Genomic DNA, 14,672 nt, shown 5'->3' with positions numbered 1-14,672 from the left:
AGACGTTGTCGCGTCCCGCTCCCACCTGCGCATATCCGACGTTCCGCCTTCGAAATCAAGGCACCCGGTGCCCCGTTCATTGGCACCGGATGCCCACTTTCTCCGTCTGAGGAAGTTTTCTCCTTCAACCCTTTGATCGATCATCGATCAGGGAGTTAGAGTCGCCGACGGGTCTCCACCAGAGACCCACGCCCTGTCCTGCCAAAGACCTAGGGCACCCCCACCCTTTCCGCTAAGGGAACCCCCCTCCGACTCAGGAAGGCGGCGCAATGACCGACCCCTCCGCAATCCAGCCGAGCGAGCTCGACCAGCTCCCGGACCGCGACCCCGAGGAGACCGCCGAATGGCAGGCCTCCCTGGACGCCGTTACCAAGGCGGCCGGGCCGCACCGTGCCGCGTACCTGATGCGCCGCACGCTGGAGCGCGCCGAGGGCTCAGGCCTGGCGCTGCCGAAGCTCCTCGAGACCGACTACGTCAACACCATCCCGACCGCCGCAGAGCCGGCGATCGAGGGTGACGAGGCGCTGGAACTGAAGATCGCCGCGTGGAACCGCTGGAACGCGGCCGCGATGGTGACCCGTGGCTCCAAGTACGGCGTCGGCGGCCACATCGCCACGTTCGCCTCGGCGGCCTGGCTCTACGAGACCGGCTTCAACCACTTCTTCAAGGGGAAGGAGGGCGACGGCTCCGGTGACCAGCTGTACATCCAGGGCCACGCCTCCCCCGGCATCTACGCCCGCGCCTTCCTCGACGGCCGCCTGAGCGAGCAGCAGCTCGACCGCTTCCGCCAGGAGTCCGGCGGCGACGGCCTGCCGTCGTATCCGCACCCGCGGCGCCTGCCCTGGCTGTGGGAGTTCCCGACCGTCTCCATGGGCCTCGGCCCGCTGTCGGCGATCTACCAGGCGCGGTTCAACCGCTACCTCACCAACCGCAGGATCAAGGACGTCTCCGCCTCGCACGTGTGGGCGTTCCTCGGTGACGGCGAGATGGACGAGCCCGAGGCCACCGCGGCCCTGGCGCTCGCCTCGCGTGAGGGTCTGGACAACCTGACCTTCGTCATCAACTGCAACCTGCAGCGCCTCGACGGCCCGGTCCGCGCCAACTTCCGCGTGGTCCAGGAGCTGGAGGCGCAGTTCCGCGGCGCCGGCTGGAACGTCATCAAGACGCTCTGGGGCTCCGCCTGGGACGAGCTGTTCCAGCTCGACACGACCGGCGCGCTCGTGCGCCGGCTGCGCGAGGTGCCGGACGCCCAGTTCCAGACGTACGCGACCCGCGACGCCGCGTACATCCGCGAGCACTTCTTCGGCTCCGAGCCCGCGCTCGTCGAGCTGGGCCGGCTGCTCACGGACGACAAGATCGCCGAGTGCTTCAAGGTCTCGCGCGGCGGCCACGAGCCCCGCAAGGTGTACGCGGCCTACCGTGCGGCCCTGTCGCACGAGGGCGCGCCGACCGTGATCCTGGTCCAGACGGTCAAGGGCTTCACGCTGGGCAAGGGCTTCGAGTCCAAGAACGCCAACCACCAGATGAAGAAGCTGACGGTGGACGAGTTCAAGGACATGCGTGACCTCCTTGAACTGCCCATCTCCGACAGCCAGTTCGTCGACGGCCAGGTCCCCTACGGCCACCCGGGCGCCGACTCCCCCGAGGTCCGCTACCTCCAGGAGCGCCGCGCGGCCCTCGGCGGCCCCGCCCCGGCCCGCCGCACGCACGCGATCGCCCCGCTGCCGGCCCCGGCCGACAAGGCGTTCGCGTCCTTCGACAAGGGCTCCGGGTCGCAGTCGGTCGCGACGACCATGGCGTTCGTACGCCTGGTCAAGGACCTCGTACGCGACAAGGAGACCGGCAAGCGCTGGGTGCCGATCGTCCCGGACGAGGCGCGCACCTTCGGCATGGAGTCGCTGTTCCCCTCGCTCGGCATCTACTCCCCCAAGGGACAGACGTACGAGCCGGTCGACCGCGACCAGCTGATGTACTACAAGGAAGCCACGGACGGCCAGATCCTCAACGAGGGCATCACCGAGGCCGGCTCCATGGCGGACTTCATCGCCGCGTCCTCCGCGTACGCCACGCACGGCGAGGCGATGATCCCCTTCTACATCTTCTACTCGATGTTCGGCTGGCAGCGCACGGCCGACCAGATGTGGCAGCTCGGCGACCAGCTGGGCCGTGGCTTCCTGGTCGGTGCCACCGCGGGCCGTACGACGCTGACGGGTGAGGGTCTGCAGCACGCGGACGGTCACTCGCCGGTCATCGCGGCGACCAACCCGGCCGCGCTGTCCTACGACCCGGCGTTCGCCTACGAGATCGGCGCGATCGTCAAGGACGGTCTGCGCCGCATGTACGGCGAGGCGGCCCCGGGCGAGGACCAGAACGTCTTCTACTACCTCACGGTCTACAACGAGCCGATGCCGCAGCCGGCCAAGCCCGCGGGCGTGGACGAGGGCATCCTCAAGGGCCTGTACCGCTTCAACACCGCCGAGTCGGCCGGGGTGAACGTCGCGGCCGCCAACGCCCCCCGCATCCAGCTGCTCGGCTCGGGCACGGCGATCCACTGGACCCTCGAGGCGCAGAAGCTGCTCGCCGAGGAGTGGGGTGTCGCCGCCGACGTGTGGTCCGCGACCTCCTGGACCGAGCTGCGCCGCGACGCCCTGGAGGCGGACGAGGCGATCCTGCGCGGCGAGGAGCGCACTCCCTACATCCGTAAGGCGCTCGACGGCGCCCAGGGCCCGGTCCTCGCGGTCTCCGACTACATGCGCCAGGTCCCCGACCAGATCGCGCAGTGGGTCGAGCAGGACTACACCTCGCTCGGCGCGGACGGCTTCGGTCTCTCCGACACCCGTGAGGCGGCCCGCCGCCACTTCGGCATCGACGCGCAGTCGATCGTCGTCGCGGCCCTGGCCCAGCTCGCCCGCCGCGGCGAGATCAAGGCCTCGGCCGTGAAGGAGGCGCGCGAGCGCTACGGCCTGTAGTCGCTTGTCGTGCGTGCCCCGTCCCGATTGCCGGGGCGGGGCACGCGTGCGTGAATGAGGAGGAGTCCAGGGGGGCGCCGTTCAGGGGAGATACACGTCCATGAAGATCTCCAAAACCCCGTCAGCGCCCTGCTGGGCGGACCTCTCCACGCCCGACACCGACGCGGCCCGGCTCTTCTACGAGGGGCTCCTCGGCTGGCGCAGCGAAGTGGTGTCCGACCCGCAGTCGGAGGCCTACGGCCTCTTCAGGTCCGGTGACGAGCTGGTCGCGGGCATCGGCCCGACCAGGAGCCCGAAGGAACCGTCGGCATGGCTGCCGTACTACCAGTCGGCCGGGGTCGACGCGGTCATCGCGCGCGTGAAGGGCAACGGCGGCACGGTGGTCAAGGGCCCGGAGACCATCTCTGAGGACGGCGTCTTCGCGGTCTGCCAGGACCCGTCGGGGGCCGCGTTCGGCCTGTGGCAGCCGATCACGAACACGGGCTTCGGCGTCGTGAACGCGCCGGGTAGTTTCTGCTGGTTCGAGCTCCTGACCCGCGATCCGGACGGATCCAAGGACTTCTACCAGTCCGTACTGGGCTGGGGCGCGAAGCGGCATCCCTACGGGGGCGGCGGCACCTACACCGAGTGGAGCGTCGACACCGAGCCCTTCGGCGGCATGCTCGACACGGCGTCGGGCTCGTTCCCCGAGAGTCTGCCGGCGCACTGGATGGTGTACGTCGCCGTCAAGGACACCGACGCGACGGCGGCCCGCTGCAAGCAGCTCGGCGGGCAGATCCTGGTGCACCCGACGACGATCGAGCCGGGCCGGTTCGCGGTGCTCGCCGATCCGCAGGGCGCCTCGTTCGCGGTCATCACGTACACCCCGCGCTGAGGGCCCGCATCATGGGCGTATGCGTGCTGCCCGCCTGATCAAGATGGTGTTGTTGCTCCAGTCCCGGCCGTCGATGACGGCGGGTGAGCTGGCGCGCGAACTGGAGGTCTCGGAGCGGACGGTGACCCGGGACGCGCAGGCGCTGTCCGAGGCGGGCGTGCCCGTGTACGCGGACCGGGGCAGGGCGGGTGGGTACCGGCTGATCGGCGGCTACCGGACGCGGCTGACCGGTCTGGCGCGCGGCGAGGCGGAGGCCCTGTTCCTGTCCGGGGTGCCGGGCGCGCTGCGCGAGATGGGCCTTGAGGACGCGGCGTCGGCCGCGCGGCTGAAGGTGTCGGCGGCGCTGCTGCCCTCGCTGCGGGACGCCTCGCGCACGGCGGCGCAGCGGTTCCATCTGGACGCGCCCGGCTGGTTCAAGGAGCCGCGGACGCCCGAGCTGCTGCCGGCGGTGGCGGACGCGGTGTGGGACGACAGGATGGTGCGCGCCCGCTACCGCCGTGACGAGGCCGGGGCCGAGGTCGAACGGGAGCTGGAGCCGTACGGGCTCGTCCTGAAGGCGGGTGTCTGGTATCTGTGCGCCCGCGTCGCGGGCGGCGGGGCCCACCGGGTGTACCGGATCGACCGGTTCACCGGCGTCGAGGCGGGCGAGGAACGCTTCGTACGGGACGAGGAGTTCGACCTGCCGGGGTTCTGGGAGGAGCGGGCCGAGCAGTTCGCGCGGTCCATCCTGCGCGCGGAGGTCGTCCTGCGGCTGTCCCCCGTGGGGCTGCGTCAGCTTCCGTACGCGACCGAGCCCGTGTCCGTGCGCGCGGCGCGGGAGTCGGCCGGCGAGCCCGACGAGGAGGGGTGGGTGACGGTGACTCTGCCGGTCGAGTCGGAGGACGTCGCGTACGGCCAGCTGTTCGCGCTCGGGCCCGAGGCGGAGGTCCTCGCTCCCGCTGGACTGCGCGCGCGTTTCGCCGACGCGGCGCGGCGGACGGCGGACCGCTACCGGTGAGCTGCCGGGCGCCGTGCCCTCGGCATGTGCGCGCATAACGAACTGGCGCAGCCCCGGCACTCGGCGTGCGTCCCCGACCCCCAAGGCAGATGCTTGTCCCGTGATGGACGAGACGGAGTTCTGGGAGATCGTGGACAGCACCCGCGAGGCCGCCGAGGGCGACCCCGAGGACCATGCCGAGCTGCTCGTCGGCCGGCTGCTCCAGGCCGACCCCGACGCGGTGCTCGACTTCGCCCGTCACTTCGAGTCCCGCTACCACCGCGCCTACCGCTGGGATCTGTGGGGCGCCGCGTGGGTACTGCTCGGCGGGGCGAGCGACGACGCGTTCGACTACTTCCGCTGCTGGCTGATCGGCCAGGGCCGGGAGGTCTTCGAGGGCGCACTGCACGAGCCGGACGCGCTCGCCGATCTGCTGGGCGAATTCGACGAGGAGATCGACGGTGACGGCGAGGAGCTCGGCTACGCGGCGGATGAGGCGTACGAGGAGCTGACCGGCGCGGTGGCGCCCGATCTCGGCATCCCGGCCGCGCCCGCGGAGCCGGAGGGCACACCGGTCGACTTCGAGAACGCGGCGGAGCTCGAACGGCTGTACCCGAAGCTCTCCGAGCGTTTCGGGTCGTAGGCACCCGGGGGTTCACCGCCTGGCTGCCCGGATCGTCTCCTCGATGCCGGGGAACGCGAACGTGAAGCCCGATTCCAGGAGCCGGGTCGGCACGGCCCGCGTGCTGCCGAGGACGTCGCCCGCCATCTCGCCGAGGACCAGGCGCAGAGCGGGGGCGGGCGCCGTGAACAGAGTGGGACGGTGCAGGACACGCCCCATCGCGGCGGTCAGCTCGCCGTTCGTGACGGGGTGCGGGGCGGTGAGGTTCACGGGGCCCGCCAGCTCGTCCGTGGCGAGGATGTGGCGCAGGGCCGCGATCTCGTCGTGCAGCGCGATGTACGACCAGTACTGGCGGCCGTCGCCCATGCGTCCGCCGAGCCCGGCCAGGAACAGCGGGAAGAGCCGCGCCCAGGCCCCGCCGCCGCGGGACACGACGAGCCCGGACCGCGCGAACACGGTGCGGATTCCGGCCTCCTGGGCGGGCGCCGCGGCCTCCTCCCACTCCACGCACAGCTGTGGCAGGAACCCGTCCCCGGGCGGCGCGCTCTCGTCGACGGCGCGCGTGCCGGTGTCGCCGTAGTAGCCGACGGCGCTGCCGTTGACGAAGACGCGGGGAGGCTGTTCGAGCGTGGCGACGGCCTCGGCGAGCGTCGCGGTGCCGAGGACCCGGCTGTCGCGGAGCGTCTTCTTGTACGCGTCGGTCCAGCGGTGGTCGCCCACGCCCGCGGCGGCGAAGTTGAGGACCGCGTCGCACCCGGAGAGCCCGGCCGCGTCGACGGACCCCCGCTCCGGGTCCCAGCGGACCTCGTCCGGGGCCGCCGGCTCCCTGCGGACCAGGCGGACGACGTCGTGCCCGTCGGCGCGCAGGGACCGGGTCAGGGCGGAACCGATGAGGCCGGAGGCGCCGGCGACGGCGAACCGGGAGCGTCGTACGGGTGCGGAATCGCTCTGGGTCATGGGTCCATCCTGCCGCGTAAAACGCCCGGCGGCCGGTCGTGGGCCGGTCGTACAGTGGCGCCCATGTCGCAGCCGCACATACGTCTCGCCCGCCCCGACGACGAGGACGGGCTCGCCCTGCTCGACCGTGCCGTCTGGTCGACGCTGCACGCCGTCCAGCCGCAGCCGCAGCCGCCTTACGACCCGTTCTTCTCGGAGCGGTTCGGGCCGCGGGACCATCTGGTCGCGGAGCTCGACGGGCGGCTCGCCGGTTACGTACGCATCGCCTATCCCACGTCGCTCGCCGCCAACACCCATGTCCGGCAGATCCAGGGCCTCGCGGTCGCCGCCGAGGCGCGGGGCGCCGGGGTCGGCCGGGCGCTGGTCCGCGCGGCGGTGGAGCACGCCCGCAAGGCCGGCGCGCGCCGCATGACGCTGCGGGTGCTCGGGCACAACGGTCCCGCGCGGGCGCTGTACGAATCCGAGGGGTTCGTGGTCGAGGGCGTCCTGCCGGAGGAGTTCCTGCTCGACGGGACGTATGTGGACGACGTCCTCATGGGCCAGGCCCTGTGAGGGCTCAGCGGTTCTGACGGACCCGCCCGGGGTGCGGTGACGGCCCTCCCGTAGGAGCGTGGAAGGGTCCAGGGGAAGGAGCCCGCCGATGACCGGGGCGTTGTCGCGTCGCCGGGACGGCGAGGAGCGGGCCTGGCTGCGCGGGGCACCGCCGCCGCGCTGGGTGCGATGGCTGCCGATCGCGCTGCTCGTCGCCCTGTGCACGGCCCAGCTGGTCACCGAGGAGAAGCTGGACCTCGGCTTCCTGCTGGGGGCGATCCCGCCGCTGGCCGCCCTCACCTACGGGCCCGCCGCCACGGCGCTGCTCGGCGGCATCGTGATCGTCCTGCTGAACGTGCCCTTCATGAACCTCGGGCGCCCCGGCAACAGCGACGTGCTCACCGTCTCCTTCGTGGCGCTGCTCAGCGTGCTGATCGGCTGGGTCCGCAGTCGACGCGACGACCAGCTCGTCACCGTGCGCACGGTCGCGGAGGCGGCCCAGTTCGCCGTGCTTCCGCCGCTGCGCGAGCGGGTCGGCACGGTGCGCTGCGCCGGCCTGTACCGGGCTGCGGAGCGCGGGGCGCTGGTCGGCGGTGACCTGTTCGACGTGCGCAGGAGTCCGGCCGGGGTGCGGGCCGTGATCGGCGACGTGCAGGGCCACGGGCTGTCCGCGGTGGGCACGGTGGCGGGGCTGCTCGGCGCGTTCCGTGAGGCGGTGCTCGACCAGGAGGACCTGGAGGGGGTCGCGGCGCGCCTCGACCGCAGGCTCGTGGTCGACTCGGCCGAGGAGGAGCACGCCGAGCTGTTCGCGACCGCGCTGCTGCTCGAGTTCCCCGACGACTCCCCGGTGGTACGGGCCATTTCGTGCGGCCATCCGCGGCCGCTGCTCCTGCGGGGGCAGGAGGTCATCGAACTGCCCGTGCCGTCCGGGGCGCCTCTCGGGCTCGGGATCGCGGGCCTCTCCCCGCCCGAGCAGCTCACGGTGCGGCTGCGGCCGGGTGACCGCCTGCTCGGTCTGACGGACGGGCTGATCGAGGCGCGCGACGCGTCCGGCGCCTTCTATCCGCTGGCGGAGCGTCTCATCCGGTTCGGCGCGGACGATCCGGCGGAGCTGACGGACGCGCTGTGGCGGGACGTGGTGCGGTTCGCGGGGACGGTACGGGACGATCTGACGCTGCTCGTGTTCGCGCCGGAGATCGACCCGTCGGACGACTGACGGTCATGGGCGGCCGGCGCCCTGACCTCCCCCCAACAGGCTGATCCCGCCCGTCAGTTCGCGCAGGCAGCGGAGCGCGAGGACCGCCGGTGAGCCGGTCGCGCCCGTCGCGGGTACGTCGGTGGCGGCCCAGGCCTCCAGGGCGATCCGGATGGCGTCGGTGGCCGCGGCGGCGGCGAGCCGTACGTCGAGGGGGTCCGCCCGCTCGCCCGCCAGCCGCGCGAGGACCGGCACGAGGCGCTCCTCCGACTCCTGGTTGACCCGGTACCAGACGGCCCGCAGCGCGGCGTCGTCCTGGGCCGCGCGCAGCAGTCCCCTGGTCGTCTCCAGTTGTTCGGGGCCGTGGTCGCCGGGGGCGGAGAGCGTGGCGGTGACGGCCGTCTCCAGGGTGAGCCGCAGGTCGGCGCCGGGCTCGGCGTCCGCGAGGAGGGCGCGCCAGGCGTCGCCGCCCGCGGCGAGGAGCGGGCCGACCGCGTCCTGCTTGCCCCGGAAGTAGCGGTAGAAGGTGCGCAGCGCGACGCCCGCGCGGTGGGCGATGTCCTCGGCTGTCGTGCCGTCGGGGCCGTGCTCGGCGAAGAGTTCGGCGGCGGCGCGGGCGATGTCCAGCTGGGTGGCGGCCTTGCGCCGCTCGGTCAGGGAGGGCTGCGGACTGCGCTGATCGTTCGTGGGGCTCACCGGGGAAGCCTATGCGTCCGGGAACAAGCCTGCACGTTCTGACGTTATGGCAAAACGTGCCACTCAGGCGTACGGTGGACAGCGAATCCGGCGATCCCGGTGACGCGGATCGTGAAGAGAATGAAGTGGAGCAGCACATGAGCCCGAACCTGAACCGCTACGAAGGCCGTCGCGTACTCGTCACCGGCGGTGGCTCCGGCATCGGCCAGGCCACCGTGCTGCGGGTCCTCGCCGAGGGCGCCCGCGCGGTCGCCGCCGACGTCAGCGAGGCGGGCCTGAAGGACACCGTCGAGAAGGCGACCGCCGCGGGCACCGCGGACCGGCTGACCACGGTCGTCGTGAACGTCGCGGACGAGGCCTCCGTGCGCGCGGGCGTCGCCACCGCCGTCGAGGCGCTCGGCGGCCTGGACGTGCTGGTCAACGCGGCCGGCATCCTGCGCTCCTCGCACACCCACGAGACGTCCCTCGCCGACTTCAACCAGGTGCTGCAGATCAACCTGGCCGGCACGTTCCTGATGATCCGCGAGTCGATACCCGCACTCCTCGCGGGTGACGGCTCCGCCGTCATCAACTTCAGCTCGACGTCGGCGACGTTCGCCCACCCGTACATGGCGGCGTACGCGGCGAGCAAGGGCGGCATCCAGTCCATGACGCACGCCCTGGCGAGCGAGTACAGCAAGCAGGGCATCCGGTTCACGGCCGTGCAGCCCGGATCCATCTCCTCCGGCATGACCGACGGCTCCGGCGCCAGCCGGCAGAGCAGCGGCCCCGGCCTGCCCGAGGACGCCGACATGAGCCTGTTCATGAAGCTGGCGCCGGCCATCGGCCAGGGCTTCGCCGGGCCGGAGAGCGTGGCGTCCGTCGTCGCGATGCTTGGCTCGGACGACGGCAGGTTCATCACCGGCACCGAGGTCAGGATCGACGGCGGTACGCACTTCTGACCTGCGGCGGAGGCGGGTTCCGAGCTGCGACGGGGCCCGCGGATTCACTCGTACGGCGCGGCATGCGGGGCGGGCCCCCGGCGCGCGACGGAGAGTGGCACGTATGCGCGTCTTCCGTATGGCGTTGTGCAGCGCACCGGGGGCCGCGGCCTTCGGCCTCCTGCTGATGTGTGCCGCGACCGTGGGACCCGGCCACAGCGGTTCGGCAGCGAAGTCGGGCCAGGCGTCGGGCCTCGCCGACCAAGCCGCGCCCGTGCTGCCACCGGCCGCCGTACCGGCGCGCCGGCCGGTCAACGGTCCGCACACCGCCGCGCTGCCCCGGATCGTGCCGCGGGCCAAGTGGCTGGCCGACGCCGCGTACCGCAGGCCGCCCGCCCGGTACGCCGACCGCGTCACGGCGGTCTTCATCCACCACACGGACTCGCCGAACGGCTACGACTGCGCCGACACGCCCCGCATCATCCGCTACCTGTACGCGGACCAGGCGGGCGGCCGGAACTGGGACGACATCGGCTACAACTTCCTCGTCGACAAGTGCGGCACGATCTACGAGGGCCGGGCGGGCGGCGCCGACAAGGCGGTCGTGGGGGCGCACGCCCAGGGCTTCAACAAGGGCACGGCGGGCATCGCCGCCATCGGCACCTTCGGCGAGGGCACACCGGTGCCCCCTTCCATGGCGGAGTCCATCGCGGCGCTCGCCGCCTGGAAGCTGGGCCTCGCGAACGTCGACCCACGCTCCCGCGTCCACCTCACCTCGACGAACAGCCTCAGCCGCTTCCCCAAGGGCAGGACGGCGGAGTTCAACGCCATCGCCGCGCACCGGGACGCGTACGAGACGTACTGCCCGGGTCAGGCCCTGATGGCCGCGCTCCCGGAGATCAGGCAGCGGGCGGCGGTGCTCCAGGGGCGCTAGGAACCCAGGCGTCGGCGGCCCCGGGCGCCCCCCGTGCGACCGTGCCCGGGCTACGCGCGACTCCCTGTACCGGGGCCCGGACCTACCCTCGACGAACTCGGGTACAGCCCGGGTGTTCCGGAGCCGTACGCGGGTTCCCTGGGGGGTAGGACGCCTTCGGGGCCCGCCTTCGTGCGCCGGCCTGACGGCCCGGGGTACGAGCGACGGTTCTCACCAGCCGCACAACCGCCAGGGAGGCGCACGTGCCTGAGCCCGCACAGCACGCGGACGTCGTCATCGTGGGAGCCGGGGTCGCGGGACTCCTTGCCGCCCACCGCCTGACCAGGGCGGGCGTCCCCACCCTGGTCCTGGAGGCCGGCCCCTGCGTGGGCGGCCGCATGTCCACCGAGAAGGTCGACGGGTTCCGCCTGGACCGGATCGGCCGGCTCCTGTGCACCTCGTACCCCGAACTGCGCCGCAGCCCGGGCCTGGACGCCCTCGTCCTGCGCTCCTTCTCGCCCGGTGTGCTGGTGCACAGCGACGGCCGCCGCCATCGTGCCGGGGAACTCCCGGCCCCACGGCGCGCAAAGGGCGCACTCACAACGGCGCGCGCCCTCGCGAGCGCCCCCAGGGTGCCCCGCCCCCGCACCGCCAGGAGCCCGCGCCCCGCCGCTCCGCTCGGCAGCCCCCTCGACCAGGCCCGGCTCGCCAGGGCCCTGGCCCGCCTTGCCGCGACGCCCGTCCCCCGGCTCCTCGCGCGCCCCGAACTCCCCGCCTCCGACGCGCTGATCGGCCGCGGGCTGCCCGCCCGCACCCTCGACGGCTTTGTGCGCCCCCTCCTGTCGGCGCTCCTGTGCGACCCGGACCTGACCTCGTCGAGCCGGTGCGCGGATCTCGCCCTGCACGCCTACGCGCGCGGCCGCCTTTGCGTCCCCGAGGGCGGCGCCGACGCGCTGCCCGAGCTGCTCGCCGCCGGGCTCCCGCCGGGCACGGTCCGCACCGGCGTGCGCGTCAGCGCCATCTCTGCGAACTCGGTGGCGACCGAGGAACACGGTGAACTCCGGTGCCGTTCCACGCTGTTGGCGACCGGGGCGCGCGCCGCGGCCGGGCTGCTCCCGGGACTACGGGTGCCGGCCTTCCACCCCGTCACGGTCGTCCACCACGCGGTCCCCGAGCCACCGCTCGCCGACCCGGCGCTGCTCCTCGACGCCGACCGGCTGGGCCCCGTCGCGTACACCGCGGTGATCAGCCAGGTCGACCCGACCCGCGCCCCGGCCGGCCGCGCGCTCGTCTCCTCGACGGTCCTCGGCCCGCCGCCGCCCGAGCGCGAGCTGCGGGCCCAACTGGCCGCCCTCTACGGCACGTCGACCTCCGACTGGGAGACCCTCGCGGTCCACCACGACCCGGAGGCGGTGCCCGCGATGCCGGCCCCGCACGACCTGCACCGCCCGGTGCGGCTCCTCGACGGGCTCTATGTGTGCGGCGACCACCGCGGCACGAGCACGGTGCAGGGCGCCCTCCACTCGGGCCGCCGGGCGGCGCACGCGATCCTCACGGACCTGGGTGTCCAACTGGCCTCGACGGCAGGCAGGTTGCCGGCGGCTGCCTGACCGATACCCTCATCACACATCCGACCTCTATGGGGTCCCCCTTACGCGCCCGTCTCCGTGGCACATTCCGGAGGCGGGCGCTCTCATTCCCTCACACGCGCTCTTGCCTCCACTGCAACTCCCCTCTACGGTCCCCACGTCCGCACCCTCGTCCCTGGAGGCCGCAGTGCGAAGAACGGCGTCAGCCCTGCTGTTCGTCCTAGCCCTTGTCACCGGATTCATCGGAGCTGTAGTGCCGTCGTCCGCATCTCAGCCCAAGGAGCAGACCCCCGAACTGCCCGCCGGGCAGCCCCTCGTGGTCCCCCGCCCCACGGACTGGAGCTCACTCGGCGGCACGGTCGCCCTCACGCCCCGCACGCGCGTCCTGATCGACCCGCGCGCCCGCGCCGAGACCTCCGAGCCGTCCGGCCGCGCCGAGTTCCCCGGCCCGGCCCGTCAGAGCGTGCAGCAGCTCGCCGCCCAGCTGCGCACGGAGCTCGGGCAGGTCTCCGGCGTCGAGCCGCGCGTCGCGAGCGACGTGGCCCATGCCGGGCCCGGCGACATCGTCCTCGGCCTCGCCGACGACCGTGAACTCGGCGCGGAAGGCTACCGGTTCGACAGTTCGGACGGCGCCGTCCGCATCCGGGCCGCCTCCACACACGGCCTCTTCTACGGCACCCGCACGCTCCTCCAGCTCCTGCGCTCCACGGACGACGAGCACCGCACGCTCCCCCGGGCCCGCGCCACCGACGTCCCCACGCAGGCGATCCGCATGGTCCACCTCGACGCGGGCCGCAAGTACTGGAAGATCCCGTACCTGGAGAACCTGATCCGCAGGATGGGCGACCAGAAGCTGAACACGCTCATGCTGCACCTCTCCGAGTCGGAGGGCTTCCGCCTGTACAGCCCGAAGTTCCCGGGCCTCGCGGACCCCGCCCACAGCTACGGCCGCGCCGACATCGAGCACCTCAAGTCCTTCGCGGCCCGCCACCACGTACAGCTGATGCCGGGCCTGGAGATGCCCGGCCACGCGACGGCGATCAGCGACGCGTTCGGCATCGGCTTCGGCTCCGGTACGAACCCCTGCACGGCCGCGCACACGCACTCGCACCTCACGCCCGACTGGATCATCGACATGACCAGCGAGAAGGCGGTGGCGAAGACGAAGCAGATCGTCGACGAGTTCGCCGGCTGGTTCGACGCGCCACTGTTCTCGATCGGCGGCGAGGAGGTGCCGGGCCAGCTTGCCGACTGCCCTCGGGTGCAGGACTACTTGGCCGCCTCGCCCGACGTGTCGACGCTCGGCGACCTCCTGAACCGGTACATCAACACGCTGGACGATGTGATCGCCTCGCACGGCAAGCGCACCGCCGTCTACAACGGCTCGGAGCACCTGGCCGCGCCCCAGCAGGCCGTCCACGGCCCGGTCGTCTTCCTCACCTGGGAGGGCACAGGCGCCGAGCCCGCCGTGCCGGGCCACGACGAGATCGCCATCGGCCCGTTCTACGACACCCCGAACAACTACCACCACCTGTACCCGAACGAGCCCTGGATGTACGACAGCTGGACCGTCAGCACGGCGCCCGACATGCTCGGCTCCGGCCTGACCAACTGGGCCGACTACAACTTCTGGGCCGACGACGCGTACTTCGAGCAGTCGATGGCCGGCGCCCGGGCGATCCTCGCGGACCGCGCCTGGAACGGCACGGCGACCCCGGACACCCTGGCCGACTTCCGGGCCCGCGCGGCCCGTATCGGCGACCCGCCCGGCATCACCGCGACGCCGGTGAAGCCCCGGGTGAACGACGGCCGGCCGAGCCATCACTGGACCTTCGACACGGCCGCGTACCCGAAGGGCTGGACGTACGCGGGCAGCCCCGGCAACACGATCTTCGCCGAGGACACGGCGGGTGACCTGCCGGGCACGTCATACATCATCAACAACCCGGCGCCTGTGGACGACGGCGTGCACGGGCAGGCGTGGCGCTTCGACTCGGACCGGGACGGTGTCGGCTTCGGCGGCCTGGACGTGGCCGAGCCGTGGACGGTTTCGGTGCAGGTCCGCCCCACGGCCCGCACCGCGGACCAGGTGCTGCTCAGCTCGAGGGCGGGCGCGCTCAAGCTCATGCAGTACGGCACGGGCAAGGTCGGCTTCACCCGGTACGGCTCGGCCGACCTCAGCTTCGACTACACGCTGCCGCTCGACCGCTGGACCCGGCTGACATGGGTGGCGACACCAGGCCACACCACGCTCTACGCCGACGGGGAGCGGGTCGGCACGGTCGACGCGTCGATCCCCCTGCCCCTGCGCTCGATCGGCACGGAGAAGGTGAGCCTGCGCGGCGACCTCGACGAACTCACCACCTGGGACGAGCCGCTGACGGCCGACCGGGTCGCCGGGCTGTCCGGGCAGGACACCCAGTAGTCCGC

12 protein-coding genes are annotated in these 14,672 nt (G+C 72.6%); 10 read left to right on the top strand and 2 right to left on the bottom strand.

Translation table 11 applies throughout. The features are described from left to right. The first annotated feature begins 269 nt into the window (after positions 1 to 269). The 4 genes from aceE to OG758_RS33560 all read left to right on the top strand — a co-directional run bounded on the left by aceE (position 270) and on the right by OG758_RS33560 (position 5,462). Positions 270 to 2,969 (top strand): pyruvate dehydrogenase (acetyl-transferring), homodimeric type, encoded by a 2,700-nt coding sequence (gene aceE / locus OG758_RS33575; RefSeq protein WP_326713355.1) that lies wholly within the window; start codon positions 270 to 272, stop codon positions 2,967 to 2,969. A 100-nt stretch (positions 2,970 to 3,069) separates the two neighbouring features. Then, complete coding sequence (locus OG758_RS33570; RefSeq protein WP_326713354.1) at positions 3,070 to 3,843, top strand: VOC family protein; 774 nt, start codon at positions 3,070 to 3,072, stop codon at positions 3,841 to 3,843. A 19-nt stretch (positions 3,844 to 3,862) separates the two neighbouring features. Continuing rightward, complete coding sequence (locus OG758_RS33565) at positions 3,863 to 4,840, top strand: helix-turn-helix transcriptional regulator (RefSeq protein ID WP_326713353.1); 978 nt, start codon at positions 3,863 to 3,865, stop codon at positions 4,838 to 4,840. Between the two features lie 103 nt (positions 4,841 to 4,943). Next, positions 4,944 to 5,462 (top strand): DUF4240 domain-containing protein, encoded by a 519-nt coding sequence (locus tag OG758_RS33560; protein ID WP_326716123.1) that lies wholly within the window; start codon positions 4,944 to 4,946, stop codon positions 5,460 to 5,462. 12 nt (positions 5,463 to 5,474) lie between these two features. On the opposite strand, the gene OG758_RS33555 is transcribed toward OG758_RS33560, so the two are convergent. Further along, entirely contained in the window at positions 5,475 to 6,398 is a 924-nt protein-coding gene (locus tag OG758_RS33555) for a TIGR01777 family oxidoreductase (RefSeq protein WP_326713352.1), read from the bottom strand. A 63-nt stretch (positions 6,399 to 6,461) separates the two neighbouring features. Between OG758_RS33555 and OG758_RS33550 the strand changes: the two genes are divergently transcribed. Further along, the gene (locus tag OG758_RS33550; protein ID WP_326713351.1) at positions 6,462 to 6,950 is read left to right on the top strand and encodes a GNAT family N-acetyltransferase; all 489 of its coding nucleotides are present in this window, start codon (positions 6,462 to 6,464) and stop codon (positions 6,948 to 6,950) included. An 88-nt stretch (positions 6,951 to 7,038) separates the two neighbouring features. Beyond that, positions 7,039 to 8,145: a PP2C family protein-serine/threonine phosphatase gene (locus OG758_RS33545; protein WP_326713350.1), complete on the top strand. Its 1,107-nt coding sequence runs from the start codon at positions 7,039 to 7,041 to the stop codon at positions 8,143 to 8,145. Between the two features lie 3 nt (positions 8,146 to 8,148). Here OG758_RS33545 and OG758_RS33540 read toward each other — a convergent pair whose 3' ends face one another. After that, complete coding sequence (locus OG758_RS33540) at positions 8,149 to 8,820, bottom strand: TetR/AcrR family transcriptional regulator (protein ID WP_266565035.1); 672 nt, start codon at positions 8,818 to 8,820, stop codon at positions 8,149 to 8,151. A gap of 137 nt (positions 8,821 to 8,957) precedes the next feature. Here OG758_RS33540 and OG758_RS33535 point away from each other — a divergent pair, with 137 nt between their 5' ends. From OG758_RS33535 to OG758_RS33520, 4 genes are all read left to right on the top strand, one after another. Beyond that, on the top strand, positions 8,958 to 9,761 hold the full coding sequence (locus tag OG758_RS33535; protein ID WP_326713349.1) for an SDR family NAD(P)-dependent oxidoreductase: 804 nt from the start codon (positions 8,958 to 8,960) through the stop codon (positions 9,759 to 9,761). 103 nt (positions 9,762 to 9,864) lie between these two features. Continuing rightward, positions 9,865 to 10,674 (top strand): peptidoglycan recognition protein family protein, encoded by an 810-nt coding sequence (locus tag OG758_RS33530; protein ID WP_326713348.1) that lies wholly within the window; start codon positions 9,865 to 9,867, stop codon positions 10,672 to 10,674. A gap of 242 nt (positions 10,675 to 10,916) precedes the next feature. Next, the gene (locus OG758_RS33525) at positions 10,917 to 12,263 is read left to right on the top strand and encodes an NAD(P)/FAD-dependent oxidoreductase (protein ID WP_326713347.1); all 1,347 of its coding nucleotides are present in this window, start codon (positions 10,917 to 10,919) and stop codon (positions 12,261 to 12,263) included. A 232-nt stretch (positions 12,264 to 12,495) separates the two neighbouring features. Further along, on the top strand, positions 12,496 to 14,667 hold the full coding sequence (locus tag OG758_RS33520; protein ID WP_326713346.1) for a family 20 glycosylhydrolase: 2,172 nt from the start codon (positions 12,496 to 12,498) through the stop codon (positions 14,665 to 14,667). Positions 14,668 to 14,672: the final 5 nt, after the last annotated feature.

It is taken from the genome of Streptomyces sp. NBC_01474 (genome assembly GCF_035918215.1).
In the GTDB taxonomy this organism is placed as follows: Bacteria; Actinomycetota; Actinomycetes; order Streptomycetales; family Streptomycetaceae; genus Streptomyces; species Streptomyces aureus.
This window is presented reverse-complemented; position numbering and strand designations above follow the sequence as displayed.